This window comes from Pseudomonas putida (assembly GCF_003228315.1).
In the GTDB taxonomy this organism is placed as follows: Bacteria; Pseudomonadota; Gammaproteobacteria; order Pseudomonadales; family Pseudomonadaceae; genus Aquipseudomonas; species Aquipseudomonas putida_S.
Genome location: NZ_CP029693.1, coordinates 3,793,409 through 3,812,961, shown reverse-complemented (window position 1 = coordinate 3,812,961; position 19,553 = coordinate 3,793,409). Strand labels below are relative to the sequence as shown.

Here is a 19,553-nt window from a genome sequence, read left to right as displayed (position 1 = left end):
AGGAAATAAACAGCCCGGACGGCCGGAGCCGTCCGGCATAAGCGATTACTGAGCAATCTTGGCTTTCACGGCCTCCAGGCCAGGTTTACCGTCAATGGTGGTCACGCCAGCGAGCCAGGTATCGAGCACTTGTGGATTCTTTTTCAGCCAGGCCTTGGCGGCCGCGTCAGGCTTCATCTTGTCGTCCAGGATGTTGCCCATGAGTTCGCTTTCCATGTCGACGTTGAACTCCAGGTTTTTCAACAACTGGCCCACGTTGCTGCATTCCTCGGCGTAGCCCTTGCGGGTGTTGGTCGCCACGGTGGCGGCGCCGAAATCCGGGCCAAAGAAATCGTCGCCACCGGTGAGGTATTGAATCTTGAAGCGCTTGTTCATCGGATGCGGCGCCCAGCCGAGGAAGACCACGGCAGTGTCGCGTTTCTGCGCGCGGTCAACCTGGGACAACATGCCCGCTTCGCTGGACTCGACGACCTTGAAGCCGGCGTCCTTCAGGCCGAAGGCGTTCTTGTCGATCATCGTCTGGATCAGGCGGTTGCCGTCGTTGCCCGGCTCGATCCCGTAGATCTTGCCGTCGAGTTCTTTCTTGAATTTGGCGATGTCGGCGAAGTCATGCAGACCCTTGTCGTACAGCGCTTGAGGAACGGCGAGGGTGTACTTGGCGCCCTTGAGGTTGGTGCGCACGGTGTCCACGGTGCCGGCGTCGCGGTAGGCCTTGATGTCGTTTTCCATGGTCGGCATCCAGTTGCCGAGGAAAACGTCCATGTTCTTGCCGTCGGCCAGGGACTTGTAGGTCACGGGAACGGAAATCATGGTGGTCTTGGTCTTGTAGCCCAGCGCGTTGAGCACGACGCTGGTGGTGGCGGTTGTCGCGGTGATGTCGGTCCAGCCGACATCGGAGAAGTTCACGGTACTGCATTGTGCCGGTTCGGCGGCTTGGGCCAGAACAGGCAGGCTAAGCATGGCGGCCAACAACAACGACGGGGAACCTTTCATGAATGGACTCCTTGGTGTTTTTTTTTGGCAGTGTTCCGACTTGGACTACCGCACTTATAGGTTGCGGTTGGGTGGCGTTCTTGTGACGGCTCTACCGCAGCGCCTTTGCAATCGAGTCGAATAAGATCATGTACCAGTGAAAATCTGACGCCTACAGGGTGCGTCGTAACCAGTACAGGGATGGTCGCTTCCAGTGTCGGTGACGTCGTTTACAGATTTTTTCAGGCCCTTTTCCCCTTCCGCACCGGCCAAAAACCGCGAAAACATGGCGTAAAACGCCCACGGCGTTCGTGGACAAGAGTGCGTCGGTTAGAGACGTCGAACGACACGACAAAAGCCGGATGATGCGGCCATCCCGGCGGATTGCAGCTTGAGCGTAGCAGCTCCGCCACCGGGCGCCCTGGCGCCTGGCACAGGCTCATCCAGGAGTTTCGGCAGTCATGGCTATCAGTGTTTTCGACCTGTTCAAAATCGGCATCGGCCCCTCCAGTTCGCACACCGTGGGGCCGATGCGCGCGGCGGCGCTGTTTGTGCAGGACCTGCGCGCACGCGGGCTGCTTGAGCAAGTGCAGCGCGTCGAAGTGCAGCTTTATGGCTCCCTGTCCGCCACCGGTATCGGCCACGGCAGCGACAACGCGGTGATCATGGGTCTGATGGGCGAGTGGCCGGACGCGATCGATCCGTCGCAAATCGGCATCCGTATCGCGACCCTGCGTGAAACTGACACTCTGCTGCTCGACGGTCGCCTGTCGGTGCCTTTCATCTGGGCGCGGGACATGCGCCTGATCGACGAAAACCTGCCATTCCACCCCAATGCCATGACCCTGGTTGCCGAAGGCGATCACGGTGAGCTGCATCGCGACACTTATTATTCGGTCGGCGGCGGTTTTGTCGTCGATGAGGCCCAGGCCTCCAGCGGTGTGGTCGATCTGGATAGCACCGTATTGCCTTACGACTTTTCCAGCGCCGCTGAATTGCTGGAGCTGTGCAAGCAGCACAACCTCAGCGTGGCCGAACTGATGATGGCCAACGAGAAGGTCTGGCGCGGCGAAGAAGAAATCCGCAGCGGCCTGATGAAACTCTGGCGCGCCATGCAGGATTGCGTCGATCACGGCCTCAAGCACGAAGGCATCCTGCCCGGCGGTCTGAACGTGCGACGGCGTGCGGCCAAGTTGCATCGCAGCCTGCAGGAGCTGAACAAGCCCAATGTCATCGGTTCGACCTTGAGCGCAATGGAATGGGTCAACCTTTATGCACTGGCGGTCAACGAAGAAAACGCCGCCGGCGGGCGCATGGTCACGGCACCGACCAACGGCGCGGCGGGGATCATTCCGGCGGTGTTGCACTACTTTATGAAGTTCAGCGAAGACGTGACTGACGCTAATGTGGTCGATTACTTCCTCGGTGCAGCATCCGTCGGGATCCTGTGCAAGAAAAACGCTTCGATCTCAGGTGCCGAAGTGGGCTGCCAGGGCGAAGTGGGGTCGGCCTGCGCCATGGCAGCGGCAGGCCTGGCGCAAATCCTCGGCGCCACCCCGGAGCAGTTGTGCAACGCGGCGGAAATCGGCCTTGAACACAACCTCGGCCTGACCTGCGATCCGGTGGGCGGCCTGGTGCAGGTGCCGTGCATCGAACGCAACGCGATTGCCGCGGTGAAAGCGATCAACGCGGCGCAGATGGCGTTACGTGGCGACGGTCAGCACTTCATCTCGCTGGACCGGGTGATTCGCACGATGCGTGACACCGGTGCCGATATGCATGACAAATATAAGGAGACATCGCGGGGTGGGTTGGCTGTCAGTGCGGTTGAGTGCTGAGACCGAGGCGCCCCCATCGCGAGCAGGCTCGCTCCTACAGGGGAATGCGATCAACTGTAGGAGCGAGCCTGCTCGCGAAGGGGCCAGACCAGTCAAAACTGCGCGTAAAGTGAACACCCAATCGAAACCGCGCCACCTTTTGGCGCGTCGCTAACAGATAAATTCCCCCACCGCCGGTCGGGCACATCGGGTGCCCCGACCACCCGTCACCCCGCGCCTTGGGTGACACTCTTTCCGGGTTGCCCGCAGCCCTGTTCCCACAAGTGCTACCGAATTGCTCACAGCGTGTGGGACCGGGCACTTGCCAGCCCTGATGGCCATTTAAGTCCCCACACCTTGCGCGTCATATATAGACACATTCCGACGTCGTTTTTAGGAGTTATTGAACGCACATTCAAATTTAGGCATGGCAATTGCTCTGTCATTACAAAGCCCGTCTCCCACGCGAGAACGATGGCAATAACAAGAGCCTCCGCCTGAGGCCATCACCTGCTTGTGTGAGGAGACACCGCGATGACGTCGTTCAACTCCGGGGCCCAACCCCAGAACCGTGCGCCTCAATCCATCGGCTTTCTGCTGCTGGACAATTTCACGCTGATTTCCCTGGCTTCCGCAGTCGAACCGCTGCGCATGGCCAACCAGTTGTCCGGTCGCGAGTTGTATCGCTGGACCACCCTCACAGTCGACGGCGGCCAGGTCTGGGCCAGTGACGGCCTGCAAATCACCCCCGACGCCTCGATGCACAAGGCTCCGCCCATGGACACCGTGATCGTCTGCGGCGGCATCGGTATCCAGCGCACTGTTACCCGCGAACACGTGTCATGGCTGCAAAGCCAGGCCCGTCAGTCCCGTCGCCTCGGCGCGGTCTGCACCGGCAGCTGGGCCCTGGCCTGCGCCGGCCTGCTGGACGGTTTCGATTGCAGCGTGCACTGGGAATGTCTGGCGGCGATGCAGGAAGCCTTCCCGCGCGTGGCCATGAGCACCCGTCTGTTCACCCTCGACCGTAACCGTTTCACCAGTTCGGGCGGCACCGCTCCGCTGGACATGATGCTGCACCTGATCAGCCGCGATCACGGTCGCGAGCTGTCCGCCGCGATCTCGGAAATGTTCGTCTACGAGCGCATCCGCAACGAACAGGATCACCAGCGCGTGCCGCTCAAGCACATGCTCGGCACCAACCAGCCGAAACTGCAGGAAATCGTTGCGCTGATGGAGGCCAACCTCGAAGAGCCGATCGACCTCGACGAACTGGCGGTGTACGTCTCGGTGTCCCGTCGTCAGCTGGAGCGGCTGTTCCAGAAGTACCTGCACTGCTCGCCGTCGCGCTACTACCTCAAGCTGCGCCTGATTCGCGCACGGCAGTTGCTCAAGCAAACGCCGATGTCGATCATCGAAGTGGCGTCGGTGTGTGGTTTCGTGTCCACGCCGCACTTCTCCAAGTGCTACCGCGAATACTTCGGCATTCCGCCGCGTGACGAGCGTGTGGGCTCCAACACCACCCAGCAAGTGGCGATGATGCCGCTGCCGCAGGCCCTGGTGCTGTCGCCGCTGTCGGGGCCGTTGTCGGCGCTGAGCCAGGCGCGTAATGAGTCGACGTTTGCCAGTGTAAGGCTCTAAACCGAGTCGTCCCATTCGCGAGCAGGCTCGCTCCCACAGGTTATTCACTGAACCTGTGGGAGCGAGCCTGCTCGCGAATGCTTTTTATCGGGGAGTGTGGCTCTGCTGGTACTCCGCCAACGCAGGCAGCAGTTGCTTGTCGATCGCCTGGCGCACCGCCGGCAGGATGGTCGCGCTGCTGGTGTACATCTGCTTGACCATGGTGCGCAGCACGATGGCCCGTTCGTTGTTCAGGCCGCGTACCGCAAACTCGCAGGCCTGCTCGGCCGTGGCGCCGTTCGGCACTTGAAAGCCCAATGCAATGAGATGGCCCAACAGGTCTTCCTGGTCAATCAAATCGGCATGCATCATGGCGCTAATCCTTCTTCTGGGAACGGAGTCGTGGCTCGATTCTGGTAGTGGCCTGCGGTGGCATCAAGGGCGATTTGTCGCAATGTCATAACTGACTATGAGCACGTCGTTTTCGAGCATCTTTGCGGTTTGGGGAGTGGGCAAACTGGACTCAGCTCGCTTCACGAAGGTTTGGTCACCCTAGCGTTGCAGCTCCTCAACAGTACCCTCTGCCTCGATCCTGTCACGGCTTGATCGGGGCTTTTTTTGTCTGTGAATCCTGGATGGTTATGTTGTCTGTGCAGACGCCATCGCGGGCAAGCCTTGCTCCTACAGGGTTGGTGTCGATCGAAATTATGTGAACAACACAACACCTGTAGGAGCAAGGCTTGCCCGCGATGAACGATGACGCGGTTTACCTTTGCAATACCAGAATGCGCGACAACAGCTCATCCCGGTCGATATAGCAGCCCTGGAAATGCCGCGCCCCGGTGGCCGGGTCGAAGGCATTGCGGGCATGCAGGGTGCGGCGGTTGTCGAAGCACCAGAGTTCGCCCGGATTGAGTCGTTGCATCACGCGAAAACGCGCCTCGCGGGTCATGGCGATGAAGCGGCGATAGGCGCGATAGAGCTTGGGCATATCGTCCACTGACGCATCGAAAGGGCCGCGCAGGAAGTTGGCCATGCGGATTTCCGAGACCTGCCCCAAGGTGTTCAAGGCGATGATCGGCGCCAGGCAGCGATAGTCGCTGTGGCGGTCCTTGTTGCGAAACTCCACCGGGATCTCGCACAGGCTTTTGAACGACTCGGGATCCTCCCGGCGCAGGGCGTCGGCGATGGCAAAACCGTCGACAAAAATACTCTCGCCACCCTCGGCGTCGTTGACCAGGCAATGCAGGAATTGCAGCCCCGGTTGCAGCTCCCGGGTCGGCAGGTCTGAGTGCAGCGGCAGGTTGAAAGCGGTGTAGGCGTTGCTGTCGGCATCGGCCTTGGACTGCACGTTGAACAGCACGCCGAAATTGCTCTCGCGGATGAACGAAATGCGCTGGGCGATCAGCTTGAGCGAGCCGGGTTCGGTGGGCACGCCACGCACTTGGGTCAGGCCGGTATCGCGGACCGCCAGCAGCCATTGCAGAAGGGCGTCGTTGTCGTTCATCAGCGCCTGGTATTCGAACACCGGCAGCGTCAGGTCGCTGTGCCAAAGCTTCGCTTTAGGCTTGCCGGCCAGACGCTCGGCGCGGGATTCGTCGTCGTAGGCGTGGGCGCGTAGCCAGCCCGGGTCGAAGCGGCTTTGGTGGCCATCCTGCCACTGCACGTTCAGGCAGCCTTCACTGTCGACGCTGCATTCGCTGGGCATCAGGTTGTCCGGAACGTCGACGATTTCCAGCACCTGCTCACGGGTCACGGTGTAGACGCACTGCGGGCACGGGCAGTTGTCCCGCAGCCACTGATGGTGGAAGGGGCTGACTCGGTCATCGGCCCACTTCACCAGCACACGATCCGCCATCGCCTGCACGCCTGTCAGCGCGCTGATCAACGGATAAGTACGGAAGTCGGCAAAAGCGGCGGCGGTGTTCATGGGCTCTCCTTGTTATTTTTTTGGGGGTAATGCGATCACTCGGCCAATGTACTTTGGAGCAGGCAGGTCAGTCTGTTCGGCGACGATGCCTTGCAGCTTGCCCAGGGTCAATTCGCTGAACGGCGTGGCCTGTGGACCGGCGAGATCGACGTGCAGCAGCATCTGCTCGTTGCCCGCCAGTTCCTTGTCGTCACCTACCAGATGCAGGCTGTGGTAGAGGTGCAGGCGCTTGCTGTCATGGCCGATGATCTGGGTGCGCACTTCGACGTCGGCGTCGAGCTTCACTTCGTGCAGGTAGTTCAGGTGCAGTTCCAGGGTGAACAGCGAGTTGCCGCTGGCTTCGCGGTTGTTGCTGTCCATGCCGAGGCGATCCATCAGGGCGTCGGTGGCGTAGCTGAAGATGAGCAGGTAGAAGGCGTCGCGCAGGTGGCCGTTGTAATCGACCCAGTCGGGGATGATGCGGGTTTGGTAGGTGGTCAGTGCGGGCATGTTTCAGGTTCCAAAAAATGTGGTGACTGGTCTGGCGCTATCGCGGGCAAGCCTTGCTCGCGATGAGGCCGGTACTGCTGGCCTCAAAGCCTGGGTCTTACTCGCTGAACGCCATCCCATGCTTCTCTTTGGTGGCCTTCACCGCGTCCAGCACCGCCATCAGGCAGTCATCACGATAGCGCTCCAGCGCCGAGATGCTGTGTTTGCCCAACTGATCGCTGGTGCCATCCACCACATCGTCGATCAGTTTGTCGGTCAGCTCAGGCGCCGGCAGGTAAGTCCACGGCAACTGCAGGGCCGGGCCGAACTGGGCCATGAAGTGACGCATGCCGGCATCGCCACCGGCCAGGGTGTAGGTCAGGAAGGTGCCCATGAAAGACCAGCGCAGACCCGCGCCGAAACGGATGGCGTCGTCGATTTCGCCGGTGGTCGCCACACCGTCGTTGACCAGGTGCAGGGCCTCGCGCCACAGCGCTTCGAGCAGGCGGTCGGCGATGAACCCCGGCACTTCCTTGCGCACATGCAGCGGGCGCATGCCGAGGGATTCATAGACCTTCATGGCTGCTTGCACGGCTTCGGGCGCGGTGTTCTTGCCACCGACCACTTCCACCAGCGGCAACAGGTAAACCGGGTTGAACGGGTGGCCAACCACGCAGCGTTCCGGGTGGGTGGCGCTCTCGTAGAACTCGCTCGGCAGCAGGCCGGAGGTGCTGGAGCCGATCAGGGCGTTGGGCTTGGCCGCGGCGCTGATTTTGCTGTGCAGGTCCAGCTTCAGTTCAAGACGCTCGGGGGCGCTTTCCTGAATGAAATCGGCATCGCGCACGCATTCTTCGATGGTGGCGACGAAACGCAGGCGATCCTGCGATGCGCCCGGCGCCAGGCCTTTTTTCTCCAGTGCACCCCAGGCATTGGCGACGCGCTTGCGCAGCGCCGCTTCAGCGCCGGGCGCCGGGTCCCAGACCACCACGTCGAGGCCGTGGGCGAGGGCACGCGCGACCCAGCCGCTGCCGATGACACCGCTGCCCAGGGCGGCGAAGGTTTTGATTTCGGTGATAAAGCTCATGGCGACTTCCTAATGAGTTCGGTGATCCCCTGTAGGAGCAAAGCTTGCTCGCGATAGCGGTTTTTCGGCCGCAAAAGATGCGTCGGATGTACCGGCGTCATCGCGAGCAAGCTTTGCTCCTACAGGGTTTTGCGTAAGGGGTTAACCGCGCTGTTTCAGGCCCATCTTCTTGCGGCCTTCCGCCGGGGTCAGGACCCGGGCACCGAGGCGGCTGAGGATTTCGCCGACGCGCTCGACCAGTTGGCCGTTGGTCGCCAATACGCCCTTGTCCAGCCACAGGTTGTCTTCCAGGCCGACCCGCACGTTACCGCCGAGCAACACGGCCTGTGCGGCCATCGGCATCTGCATGCGACCGATGCCGAAACCGGCCCAGACCGCGTCGGCCGGCAGGTTGTCGACCATGGCTTTCATGGTGGTGGTATCGGCCGGGGCGCCCCACGGGATGCCCAGGCACAGTTGGAACAGCGGGTTGTCGAGCAGGCCTTCCTTCATCATCTGCTTGGCGAACCACAGGTGGCCGGTGTCGAAGATTTCCAGTTCGGCCTTCACACCCAGTTCCTGGATGCGCTTGGCGCCGGCGCGCAGTTGGGCCGGGGTGGAAACGTAAATGGTGTCGCCGTCGCCGAAGTTCAGGGTGCCGCAGTCGAGGGTGCAGATTTCCGGCAGCAGTTCTTCGACGTGGGCCAGGCGGGTCAGCGGGCCGACCAGGTCAGTGTTCGGGCCGAATTCCATCGGGTTCTCGCCGGCGCCGATTTCCAGATCGCCGCCCATGCCCGCGGTGAGGTTGACGATGATGTCGACGTCGGCTTCGCGGATGCGCTCCATCACTTCGCGGTACAGCGCCACGTCACGGCTGAACTTGCCGGTTTGCGGGTCGCGAACGTGGCAGTGAACCACGGTGGCACCGGCCTTGGCGGCTTCCACGGCGGCTGCGGCGATTTGTTTCGGGGTGACCGGCACGTGTGGGCTCTTGGCGGTCGTGTCGCCAGCACCGGTGAGTGCGCAGGTGATGATGACGTCGTGGTTCATTTGGCGGTTCCTTACAGGCGAGTGCTTATTAGGTAAATGCTTCTTCGGTGAAAAGCAGGGCTTAGCTGTCCCGTTCGCAGCCCATACGGGCTGCGATTCGGTGATTCAAATCAGGGAGTTATTTGCTGGTCAGCTTGAGGTTTTCAGCCGCCGGCTTGCCGTCGAAGGTGGTCACGCCTTCAAGCCAGCGCGCTTTGTCTTGCGGGTGATCCTTGAGCCACTGACGAGCCGATTCGAAGGCGTCCTTGTGATCCAGCAGCGGCTGCATCATCCGGCTCTCGTCTTCGGCGGTGAAGGTCAGGTTGCTCAGCAGTTTGCCGATGTTCGGGCACTGTTCGGCGTAGGTCGGCGCGGTCACGGTCCAGACGGTGGCCATGCCTTCGTTCGGGCCGAGGGCGTCGTCGCTGCCGGTGAGGTAGCTCATTTTGATGTTGACGTTCATCGGGTGCGGCGCCCAGCCGAAGAACACCACGGCTTCGTTGCGGCGCACGGCGCGATCCACCGCCGCGAGCATGCCGGCCTCGCTGGATTCAACCAGCTGGAACTTGCCCAGGCCAAACTGGTTCTTGCTGATCATCGCCTTGATCTGGGTGTTGGCGCCCGAGCCTGGCTCGATGCCGTAGATCTTGCCGCCCAGTTCTTTTTCGAATTTGGCGATGTCGGCGAAGGTTTTCAGGCCCTTGTCGTAGAGGTAGGTCGGCACGGCGAGGGTGGCGCGGGCGTCTTTCAGGCTTGGCGCCTGGAGAACCTTGACCTGGTTGGCGTCGACGAACGGGGTGATGGTCTGGGTCATCAGCGGGTTCCAGTAACCGGTGAACAGGTCAAGGCGCTGATCGCGGATGCCGGCGAAGATGATTTGCTGGGAGGCGCTGGTTTGTTTGGTGTTGTAGCCGAGGCCGTCGAGCAATACCTGGGTCATGGCGCTGGTGGCGATCACGTCGGTCCAGTTCACCACACCCATGCGCACGTTCTGGCAGGAGGCGGGTTCGGCGGCCATGACACTGGCGCTCAGCAAAGCGGTACCACTGAGTGCAAGAACACAGCTGCTGATCAGTCGTTTCATTCTCGGGTTCCTCGGCAGTTTCATTATTGTGGGTCCGGTCGTCTTTGTGCGCCGGTGGATGTCACGTTACGCAGCTAATGTGGCACGAAAGCGCACTGCGGCGACCAGCATTTGCACTGCAGCGACCTGACCCCTTGAATGCCGGTTGCAAGTGGCGTATCAACGTCAGCACGCTACCCGCCCGTCTATCGAGTGCGCCATGTCCCAGGATTTCTACTTCTTGTTGATGCCCGGTTTCTCGGCCATTGGATTCATCTCGGCCATCGAGCCGCTACGGGTCGCCAATCGTTTTCGCGGCGAGCTCTATCGCTGGCATGTGTTGAGTGCCGATGGCGGGGCAGTGCTGGCCAGCAACGGCATGTCGGTCAACGCCGATGCGGCGCTGGAGCCGCTGAAAAAGGGTGCGACGCTGTTGGTGGTCGCCGGCTTCGAACCGCTGAAATTCGCCACCCCGGCCCTGGAGCACTGGCTGCGTCGCCTGGACAAGGAGGGCGTGACCCTCGGCGCCATCGACACCGGCAGCTTCATCCTCGCCGAAGCCGGCCTGCTCGACGGCCATCGCCTGACCCTGCACTGGGAAGCCATCGATGCCTTCAAGGAGTCCTATCCGCAGCTCAGCGTCACTCAGGAGCTGTTTGAGATCGACCGTCGACGCATCACCTCCGCCGGCGGCACGGCTTCCATCGATCTGATGCTCGATCTGATCGCCCAGGCCCATGGTCCGGAACTGGCGATCCAGGTCAGCGAGCAGTTCGTGCTCGGCCGCATTCGCCCGCGCAAAGACCACCAGCGCATGGAAGTCGCCACGCGCTATGGCATCAGCAACAAGAAGCTGGTTCACGTGATTGGCGAGATGGAACAGCACAGCGAGCCGCCGTTGAGCACCCTGGAACTGGCGGAATCGATCAAGGTGACAAGACGGCAGCTGGAGCGCCTGTTCCGGTTGCACCTGAACGACACGCCGAGCAATTTCTACCTGCGCTTGCGGCTGGAGAAAGCGCGGCAGCTGCTGCGCCAGACCGATATGAGTGTGCTGGAAGTGAGTATTGCCTGCGGGTTCGAATCGCCGTCGTATTTCACCCGCAGCTATCGGGCGAAGTATGAGCGGTGCCCGCGGGAGGATCGCCGGACCGCGAAAGCCTGAACACCTCAGAACCCTGTAGGAGCGAGCCAGCTCGCGATGGCGGGCTAACATTCAACATCTATGTTGACTGATAGGGCCCCATCGCGAGCAGGCTCGCTCCTACAGTTGATCTGGTCTGCCTGGACGGTTGGTTACTTCTTCAACAATGCCGAACACGCCGCCTTATACGCCTCATGCTGATACTTGTTCAGCGTCCCCGGCAGCTCGAAGTTGTGCTTCTTGGCCTGCGCATTGATGGTCTGCGGCGACAGCAGCGTCACCTCGCAATTCTCCAGCAACTGCAAAACCCCTTCGATCTTGAACGTCGTCGGTCCACCGGCGAATTCACCTTTTTTGCTGCGCTTCTTGATCGCGATTTGATCTATCGAATTTTCACGAACAAACGACGCAACCTGAGCGGCAAAGACCTTCACGTTGGCAGCTTCTTCGTCATCGTCCAGGGCGATTTTCTTGGTGGCGAGCGCGACGTGATTCATCGCCTGCCCCTCAAGGGTGGCCACGGCGATGATCGCTTCGCTGCCTTTGATTTCGATGCCGCAGATTTTCATTTCGATTCCTTCATGGCCTAAAGCTCAAGTTGATTGGCGGTGATGCCGAACGCTGCGGCAATTTTCTCGCGAGTGGCCTTCCGGGGCTTCGCAACGGTCTCCTGCTGGGCGAACGCCGGTTGAGAAATACCCATGCGTTTGGCCACTTCATCCTGCGTAAGGTTCAAGTGCTCGCGCCATGCACGGATCGGCGTTGCGCCGTCGACGATGCGGCTGACAACTTCATGAGGGACCATCATGTTTTCCATCCTTTGCGTTTACTCCTGCCCAATCGACTCCAAAAACTCCGACCGATCGTCGCTCATCCGCGCCACGCAATCATTTTGCGCGATGGTGAAGGCTTTGCTGCCGGCGGTGGCGGGGAAGGCTTCGATGGCGCAGTCGGCGTCGCGGGTTTTCTGCCATTGCAGTTGCGCGGCCTTGATCTTGGCGGTGATGTCGGCCAATTGCGCCGGGTTCTTGCCGTAGAGCGACTGCATGCGCTCGTTCAGGCTTTTGGTGTTTTCGTTCAGCAGGTCTTCAGCAGTGCTTTTGCTGAAAGCCGAGCATTCCAGGGTCTGGACGTCGTTTTCGACTTTGTCGCACGGATTGTCGTCGGCCTCTTCCGCCGCCTGTACGCCCGTCGCAATCAGTGCCAAAGCCAGCAAGATCGATTTCATTCAAGTCGCCCTACATCAAGAGATGCAGCGAATTCTGGCCTAAGCCTGCGACCTTGAACAGGTCGCGAATGGTGCGTGGCGACGACCCTTTGTCGCGGATTGACGCTTTCGGCAATTCCCCTGTCGTTTTTGCACCCGGTCCCTAAAGCCCTCAGGCATATGCTGGCTCCAAAGCGCCGGCAGACGATTCGGCGCATGAATCGCCAATAAGGGGACAGCCTGATGAGCCCAGCCGAACTGCACGCCGACAGCATCGTTATCGACGGTCTGATTATTGCCAAATGGAACCGTGAGCTGTTCGAAGACATGCGCAAGGGCGGTTTGACCGCGGCCAACTGCACCGTGTCGGTGTGGGAGGGCTTCCAGGCCACCGTCAACAACATCGCCGCCAGCCAGAAACTGATCCGCGAGAACAGCGACCTGGTGATGCCGGTGCGCACCACCGCCGACATCCGCAAGGCCAAGGAACAAGGCAAGACCGGCATCCTTTTCGGCTTCCAGAATGCCCACGCCTATGAAGACCAGATCGGCTATGTCGAGGTGTTCAAGCAGCTGGGCGTTGGCATTGTGCAGATGTGCTACAACACCCAGAACCTGGTCGGCACCGGCTGCTACGAACGCGACGGCGGCCTGTCGGGCTTCGGTCGTGAAATCGTCGCCGAGATGAACCGCGTCGGCGTGATGTGCGACCTGTCCCACGTCGGCTCCAAGACTTCCGAAGAAGTCATCCTCGAATCGAAAAAGCCGGTCTGCTACTCCCACTGCCTGCCGTCGGGTCTCAAAGAGCACCCGCGCAACAAGTCTGATGAAGAACTGAAGTTCATCGCCGATCACGGCGGTTTCGTCGGCGTGACCATGTTTGCGCCCTTCCTGGCCAAGGGCATCGATTCGACCATCGACGACTACGCCGAAGCCATCGAATACACCCTGAACATCGTGGGTGAAGACTCCATCGGCATCGGCACCGACTTCACCCAGGGCCATGGCCAGGACTTCTTCGAATACCTGACCCACGACAAGGGCTACGCCCGCCGCCTGACCAGCTTCGGCAAGATCATCAACCCGCTGGGCATCCGTACCGTCGGCGAGTTCCCGAACCTCACCGAGACCTTGCTCAAGCGCGGCCACTCCGAGCGCGTGGTGCGCAAGATCATGGGCGAGAACTGGGTCAACGTGCTCAAGGATGTCTGGGGCGAGTAAGCCGCAGCACTCTGAATCCTTTTCCCCCGGCCGTTCGTGCCGGGGGCAACACCAAAATTTTTCTGGAGTTAAGTTTCCATGGCCAAGATCGCCCCGCAATTGCCTATCGAAGTCGACAGCGAGACCGGTGTCTGGACGTCCGACGCCCTGCCGATGCTGTACGTGCCGCGTCATTTCTTCGTCAACAACCACATGGGCATCGAGGAAGTGCTGGGCGCCGAAGCCTATGCCGAAATCCTCTACAAGGCCGGCTACAAGTCCGCCTGGCACTGGTGTGAAAAAGAAGCCGAATGCCACGGCCTGGAAGGCGTAGCGGTGTTCGAGCACTACATGAAGCGCCTGTCGCAGCGCGGCTGGGGCCTGTTCAAGATCCAGGACATCGACCTCGACAAGGGCACCTGCAGCGTCAAGCTCGAACACTCCGCGTTCGTCTACGTCTACGGCAAGGTCGGGCGCAAGGTCGACTACATGTTCACCGGCTGGTTTGCCGGCGCGATGGACCAGATCCTCGCCGCTCGTGGCAGCAAGATCCGCACCGTGGCCGAGCAAGTCTACGGTGGCTCCGAAGAGGGCCACGAAGACGGCTTGTTCACCGTCAAGCCGTTGTAAGTCGAGGAACCCGCCATGGCTTTCGAAGCAATGTTCCAGCCGATCCAGATCGGCAAACTGACCATCCGCAACCGCGTGCTCAGTACCGCGCACGCCGAGGTCTATGCGACCGACGGCGGCATGACCACCGACCGGTACGTCAAATACTACGAAGAGAAGGCCAAGGGCGGGATCGGCCTGGCGATCTGCGGCGGCTCGTCCGTGGTCGCCATCGACAGCCCGCAGGAATGGTGGAGCTCGGTGAACCTGTCCACCGACCGCATCATCCCGCACTTCCAGAATCTGGCCGACGCCATGCACAAGCACGGCGCCAAGATCATGATCCAGATTACCCACATGGGCCGTCGCTCACGTTGGGACGGTTTCAACTGGCCGACCCTGATGTCGCCGTCGGGCATCCGTGAACCGGTGCACCGCGCCACCTGCAAAACCATCGAGCCGGAAGAAATCTGGCGGGTGATCGGCAACTACGCGCAAGCCGCGCGTCGCGCCAAGGCCGGTGGCCTGGACGGCGTGGAACTGTCGGCCGTGCACCAGCACATGATCGACCAGTTCTGGAGCCCGCGGGTCAACAAGCGTACGGACGAATGGGGCGGCACCTTTGAAGGCCGCATGAAGTTCGGCCTGGAAGTGCTCAAGGCCGTGCGCGCCGAAGTCGGTGACGATTTCTGCGTGGGCATGCGTATCTGCGGTGACGAGTTCCACCCGGACGGCCTGTCCCATGAGGACATGAAGCAGATTGCCAAGTATTACGACGACACCGGCATGCTCGACTTCATCGGCGTCGTGGGTTCGGGTTGCGACACCCACAACACCCTGGCCAACGTGATCCCGAACATGAGTTATCCACCGGAGCCGTTTCTGCACCTGGCCGCCGGGATCAAGGAAGTGGTCAAGGTTCCGGTGCTGCACGCGCAAAACATCAAGGACCCGAACCAGGCCACCCGTATCCTGGAGGGCGGTTACGTCGACATGGTCGGTATGACTCGCGCGCACATCGCCGACCCGCACCTGATCGCCAAGATCAAGATGGGCCAGGTCGACCAGATCAAGCAGTGCGTCGGTGCCAACTACTGCATCGACCGTCAGTATCAGGGCCTGGATGTACTGTGCATCCAGAACGCCGCGACCTCCCGTGAATACATGGGCGTGCCGCACATCATCGAAAAAACCACCGGCAAGAAACGCAAGGTGGTGGTCGTTGGCGCCGGCCCAGCCGGGATGGAAGCCGCCCGTGTCGCCGCCGAGCGTGGCCACGACGTGACCCTGTTCGAGAAGAAGGAATTCATCGGCGGGCAGATCACCACGGCGGCCAAAGCGCCGCAGCGCGACCAGATCGCCGGTATTACCCGCTGGTATCAGCTGGAACTGGCACGCCTGAAAGTCGACCTGCGCCTGGGCACCGCGGCGGATGCGCCGACCATCATGGACCTGCGTCCTGATGTGGTGGTGCTGGCCGTTGGCGGTCATCCATTCCTGGAGCAGAACGAACACTGGGGCGCGGCTGAAGGCCTGGTGGTCAGCAGCTGGGACGTGCTCGATGGCAAGGTCGCGCCGGGCAAGAACGTGCTGGTCTACGACACCATCTGCGAATTCACCGGCATGTCCACCGCCGACTTCCTGGCCGACAAAGGCAGCCAGGTCGAGATCGTCACCGACGACATCAAGCCGGGCGTGGCCATCGGTGGTACGTCGTTCCCGACCTACTACCGCAGCATGTACCCCAAAGAAGTGATCATGACCGGCGACATGATGTTGGAGAAGGTCTACCGCGAAGGCGACAAGCTGGTGGCGGTGCTGGAAAACGAATACACCGGCGCCAAAGAGGAGCGGGTGGTGGACCAGGTAGTCGTGGAAAACGGCGTGCGTCCGGACGAGGAAATCTACTACGCGCTGAAGGACGGTTCGCGCAACAAGGGCCAGATCGACGTCGAAGCCCTGTTCGCGATCAAGCCTCAGCCATGTCTTGAGCAGAGCGGCGACGGCTACCTGCTGTTCCGCATCGGCGACTGCGTGGCGCAGCGCAACGTGCACGCAGCGATCTATGACGCGCTGCGGTTGTGCAAGGATTTCTAACGGGCTTGCACATAACCCTGTAGGAGCAAGGCTTGCCCGCGATAGCGTTGGAACATCCGACACATCTTTGTCGGTAGAAACACCGTCATCGCGAGCAAGCTTTGCTCCTATAGAGGATCGAGTAAGGCATCCAGGTAGTTAAGCCCGAGGTCTTTGGGAGCTTCACCATGTTGAACACCCTTCTTCCAATCCTGCTGTTCGCTGCCCTGGGCCTCGCGGTTCTGGGCGCGTTGCGGCGGGTGAACATGTGGCGCCGGGGCCGGGCCTCGAAGGTCGACCTGATCGGCGGCCTGTTCGCCATGCCCAAGCGCTACATGGTCGACCTGCACCACGTGGTGGCGCGGGACAAATACATCGCCAACACCCACGTGGCCACGGCCGGTGGCGCGGTGGCGTCCATCGTGCTGGCGATTCTGGTGCACGGTTTCGGCCTGCATAACCGCATCCTCGGCTACGCGCTGCTGTTGATGTCGGCGGTGATGTTCGTCGGTGCGATCTTCGTGTACCTGCGTCGATGCAACCCGCCTTCGCGCCTGTCGAAAGGCCCGTGGATGCGCCTGCCGAAAAGCCTGCTGGCGTTCTCGGCGTCGTTCTTCCTGGTGACCCTGCCGGTGGCGGGCATCCTGCCGGAGAACTTCGGCGGCTGGCTGCTGGCGGTCATCCTCGGTGTCGGCGTGTTGTGGGGTGTGTCGGAACTGTTCTTTGGCATGACCTGGGGCGGGCCGATGAAGCACGCCTTCGGCGGTGCCCTGCACCTGGCCTGGCACCGTCGCGCTGAACGCTTTGGCGGCGGTCGTTCCACCGGTTTGAAGCCGCTGGATCTGGAAGACCCGGCCGCGCCGCTGGGCGTGGAAAAACCCAAGGATTTCACCTGGAACCAGTTGCTCGGCTTCGACGCCTGCGTGCAGTGCGGTAAGTGCGAGGCTGCGTGCCCGGCGTTCGCTGCCGGCCAACCGTTGAACCCGAAAAAACTGATTCAGGACATGGTCGTCGGCCTGGCGGGCGGCACCGATGCCAAGTTCGCCGGCAGTCCGTATCCGGGCAAGGCGATTGGTGAGCACAGCGGTAATCCGCATCAACCGATCGTCAACGGTCTGGTGGATGCCGAGACCCTGTGGTCGTGCACCACCTGCCGCGCCTGCGTCGAGGAATGCCCGATGATGATCGAGCACGTCGATGCCATCGTCGACATGCGCCGTCATCTGACCCTGGAAAAAGGCGCGACCCCGAACAAGGGTGCCGAAGTCCTGGAAAACCTGATCGCCACCGACAACCCGGGCGGCTTCGCACCGGGCGGACGGATGAACTGGGCAGCGGACCTGAACCTCAATCTGATGAGCGAGAAGAAATCCACCGACGTGCTGTTCTGGGTCGGCGACGGCGCCTTCGACATGCGCAACCAGCGCACCCTGCGTGCCTTCGTCAAAGTGATGAAAGCGGCGAAGATCGATTTCGCGGTGCTCGGCCTCGAAGAGCGCGACAGCGGCGACGTGGCTCGCCGTCTGGGCGACGAAGCGACCTTCCAGTTGCTGGCCAAGCGCAACATCCAGACCCTGGCCAAGTACAGCTTCAACCGCATCGTTACCTGCGATCCGCACAGCTTCCATGTGCTGAAAAACGAGTACGGCGCCTTCGACGGCAACTACCTGGTGCAGCACCACAGCACCTACATGGCGGAAATCATCGAGGCCGGCGCCCTGAACCTCGGCCAGCACAAAGGCGACAGCGTGACCTATCACGACCCGTGCTACCTGGGCCGCTACAACGGCGAGTACGAAGCGCCGCGTCAGGTCCTGCGTGCCCTCGGTATCGAGGTCAAGGAAATGCAACGCTCCGGTTTCCGTTCGCGCTGCTGCGGCGGTGGCGGTGGGGCGCCGATCACCGACATTCCGGGCAAGCAACGGATTCCTGACATGCGCATGGAAGACATCCGCGAGACCGGCGCCGAACTGGTGGCTGTGGGTTGTCCACAATGCACCGCGATGCTCGAAGGCGTGGTCGAACCACGGCCACTGATCAAGGACATCGCCGAGCTGGTGGCTGACGCGTTGCTGGAAGACCAGGCCGCAAAGTCGGCCACGCCGGCCAAACGTGAACCCGCGGAGGTGCACTGATGAGCGACATTATCCGCCGCGACCCCCGCGCCGAATGGATCGCCCGTAACCGCCTGCACCCTCTGCATGCGGCCATGCAACCGGCGCAACACAGCTGGATGGGCCCCAACGGCATCATCCGCAAGAATCTGCATGGCATCGGCTTTATCGGGCCGAACGGGATCAAGCGTATCGACCGCAGCGGCGCGCAACAGGGTGGCTCGGCCAAGCGCTCGGCTGCCGTTGAAGTGCAATTGCCGCTGCATCAGGTGCCTGCACCGGCGTTCTACATCAGCGTGGTGCCGGACATGGTCGGTGGCCGCTTGAGCAGCCACGACAAGGATTTGCTGGGCCTGGCCCATCAACTGGCCGGCAAGGACGGCGCGGTGCTGGCGGTGGTCTTCGGCGAGCACAAGGAAAACGCGTTTTCCACAGCCGGCGTCGACCGCCTGCTGGTATTGGAAGGCGAAGAATTCAGCGGTTATGCACCGGAGCAACGAGTCCAGGGCCTGCGGGCTGTGGATAACCAGTTCAGCCCGCGTCACTGGTTGTTGCCGGACAGCCGCACTGGCGGTGGTGAACTGGGTCGACGCTTTGCCGCGGCCTTGGGCGAACGCCCGGCCACGCGGGTCTGGCAGGTCAAGGACGAGACCTGCACCGGCCGTGCTGGCGCCGGTTTGCAAGACCTCGCCCGTCCATTGGCACGCCTGATTCTGGGCGCCGTCGAATGCGCCGAGCCGGTCAGCGAAACCCGCCACGAAGCCTTGCCGGTAGAGTTATCCACAGCCGTCGCGCGCAGCTTGTCGCGCATCGAGGATCTGGGCGCGGTGGCGGTGGACCCGGCAGCGATTCCGATGGCCGAAGCGGAGTTCATCTTCTCTGGCGGCAACGGGGTCAAGGACTGGGAGCTGTTCCACCAGACGGCTGCTGCCCTCGGCGCTACCGAGGGTGCCTCCCGGGTGGCGGTGGACGATGGTTTCATGGCCCGCGACCGCCAGGTCGGCGCGTCCGGGACCTGGGTTACCGCACGGGTCTACGTGGCGGTGGGGATTTCCGGGGCGATCCAGCACCTGCAAGGCATCGGTGCCTGCGACAAGGTGGTGGCGATCAACCTCGACCCTGGCTGCGACATGATCAAACGGGCCGACCTGTCGGTGATCGGCGAGAGCGCCGAGATTCTTCGCGCCTTGATCGCGGCGGTAGAGGCCTACCGCAACGACGCCAAGCGCGATGCGGCTTAAGGG

17 protein-coding genes and 1 pseudogene are annotated in these 19,553 nt (G+C 61.6%); 8 read left to right on the top strand and 10 right to left on the bottom strand.

Annotated elements, in window-relative coordinates; all coding sequences use genetic code 11:
- Positions 1-45 precede the first annotated feature (45 nt).
- Entirely contained in the window at positions 46-993 is a 948-nt protein-coding gene (locus DKY63_RS17785; RefSeq protein WP_110965269.1) for a choline ABC transporter substrate-binding protein, read from the bottom strand.
- A gap of 440 nt (positions 994-1,433) precedes the next feature.
- Here DKY63_RS17785 and DKY63_RS17780 point away from each other — a divergent pair, with 440 nt between their 5' ends.
- Both DKY63_RS17780 and DKY63_RS17775 read left to right on the top strand, forming a co-directional pair.
- Positions 1,434-2,810 (top strand): L-serine ammonia-lyase, encoded by a 1,377-nt coding sequence (locus DKY63_RS17780; protein WP_110965268.1) that lies wholly within the window; start codon positions 1,434-1,436, stop codon positions 2,808-2,810.
- Between the two features lie 513 nt (positions 2,811-3,323).
- A complete protein-coding gene (locus DKY63_RS17775; protein ID WP_110965267.1) occupies positions 3,324-4,427 on the top strand; it encodes a GlxA family transcriptional regulator in 1,104 nt (367 codons plus the stop codon).
- 84 nt (positions 4,428-4,511) lie between these two features.
- On the opposite strand, the gene DKY63_RS17770 is transcribed toward DKY63_RS17775, so the two are convergent.
- From DKY63_RS17770 to DKY63_RS17745, 6 genes are all read right to left on the bottom strand, one after another.
- Positions 4,512-4,778 carry a hypothetical protein gene (locus DKY63_RS17770; RefSeq protein WP_110965266.1) on the bottom strand — a complete coding sequence of 89 codons (267 nt, stop codon included), beginning with the start codon at positions 4,776-4,778 and terminating at the stop codon, positions 4,512-4,514.
- A 394-nt stretch (positions 4,779-5,172) separates the two neighbouring features.
- Positions 5,173-6,336, bottom strand: coding sequence for a gamma-butyrobetaine dioxygenase (locus DKY63_RS17765; RefSeq protein WP_110965265.1), 1,164 nt, complete (start codon positions 6,334-6,336; stop codon positions 5,173-5,175).
- Positions 6,337-6,348: 12 nt separating this feature from the next.
- Positions 6,349-6,825, bottom strand: a complete 477-nt coding sequence (locus DKY63_RS17760; protein WP_110965264.1) for a thioesterase family protein — start codon at positions 6,823-6,825, stop codon at positions 6,349-6,351.
- Between the two features lie 97 nt (positions 6,826-6,922).
- Positions 6,923-7,888, bottom strand: coding sequence for an L-carnitine dehydrogenase (locus tag DKY63_RS17755; protein WP_110965263.1), 966 nt, complete (start codon positions 7,886-7,888; stop codon positions 6,923-6,925).
- Positions 7,889-8,029: 141 nt separating this feature from the next.
- Positions 8,030-8,917, bottom strand: a complete 888-nt coding sequence (locus DKY63_RS17750; protein WP_110965262.1) for a 3-keto-5-aminohexanoate cleavage protein — start codon at positions 8,915-8,917, stop codon at positions 8,030-8,032.
- A gap of 118 nt (positions 8,918-9,035) precedes the next feature.
- Positions 9,036-9,980, bottom strand: a complete 945-nt coding sequence (locus tag DKY63_RS17745) for a choline ABC transporter substrate-binding protein (RefSeq protein ID WP_110965261.1) — start codon at positions 9,978-9,980, stop codon at positions 9,036-9,038.
- Positions 9,981-10,179: 199 nt separating this feature from the next.
- On the opposite strand from DKY63_RS17745, the gene DKY63_RS17740 reads away from it, so the two are divergent.
- Complete coding sequence (locus DKY63_RS17740; RefSeq protein WP_110965260.1) at positions 10,180-11,124, top strand: GlxA family transcriptional regulator; 945 nt, start codon at positions 10,180-10,182, stop codon at positions 11,122-11,124.
- Between the two features lie 131 nt (positions 11,125-11,255).
- Here DKY63_RS17740 and DKY63_RS17735 read toward each other — a convergent pair whose 3' ends face one another.
- The 3 genes and pseudogenes from DKY63_RS17735 to DKY63_RS17725 all read right to left on the bottom strand — a co-directional run bounded on the left by DKY63_RS17735 (position 11,256) and on the right by DKY63_RS17725 (position 12,331).
- Entirely contained in the window at positions 11,256-11,672 is a 417-nt protein-coding gene (locus DKY63_RS17735; RefSeq protein ID WP_110965259.1) for a DUF3010 family protein, read from the bottom strand.
- A 17-nt stretch (positions 11,673-11,689) separates the two neighbouring features.
- Positions 11,690-11,908: pseudogene (locus DKY63_RS17730) on the bottom strand (helix-turn-helix domain-containing protein); the annotation flags it as partial.
- A gap of 21 nt (positions 11,909-11,929) precedes the next feature.
- A complete protein-coding gene (locus DKY63_RS17725; RefSeq protein ID WP_110965257.1) occupies positions 11,930-12,331 on the bottom strand; it encodes a lysozyme inhibitor LprI family protein in 402 nt (133 codons plus the stop codon).
- 222 nt (positions 12,332-12,553) lie between these two features.
- On the opposite strand from DKY63_RS17725, the gene DKY63_RS17715 reads away from it, so the two are divergent.
- The 5 genes from DKY63_RS17715 (at position 12,554) to DKY63_RS17695 (ending at position 19,550) form a co-directional block, all read left to right on the top strand.
- Positions 12,554-13,531: a dipeptidase gene (locus DKY63_RS17715; RefSeq protein ID WP_110965255.1), complete on the top strand. Its 978-nt coding sequence runs from the start codon at positions 12,554-12,556 to the stop codon at positions 13,529-13,531.
- Positions 13,532-13,609: 78 nt separating this feature from the next.
- Entirely contained in the window at positions 13,610-14,140 is a 531-nt protein-coding gene (locus DKY63_RS17710; protein ID WP_020796073.1) for a DUF5943 domain-containing protein, read from the top strand.
- A 15-nt stretch (positions 14,141-14,155) separates the two neighbouring features.
- Positions 14,156-16,216 (top strand): dimethylglycine demethylation protein DgcA, encoded by a 2,061-nt coding sequence (gene dgcA / locus DKY63_RS17705; protein ID WP_110965254.1) that lies wholly within the window; start codon positions 14,156-14,158, stop codon positions 16,214-16,216.
- 167 nt (positions 16,217-16,383) lie between these two features.
- Entirely contained in the window at positions 16,384-18,330 is a 1,947-nt protein-coding gene (gene dgcB / locus DKY63_RS17700) for a dimethylglycine demethylation protein DgcB (RefSeq protein WP_110965253.1), read from the top strand.
- Entirely contained in the window at positions 18,330-19,550 is a 1,221-nt protein-coding gene (locus DKY63_RS17695) for an electron transfer flavoprotein subunit alpha/FixB family protein (protein ID WP_110965252.1), read from the top strand. The genes dgcB and DKY63_RS17695 overlap by 1 nt, the downstream gene beginning before the upstream one ends.
- Positions 19,551-19,553 lie beyond the last annotated feature (3 nt).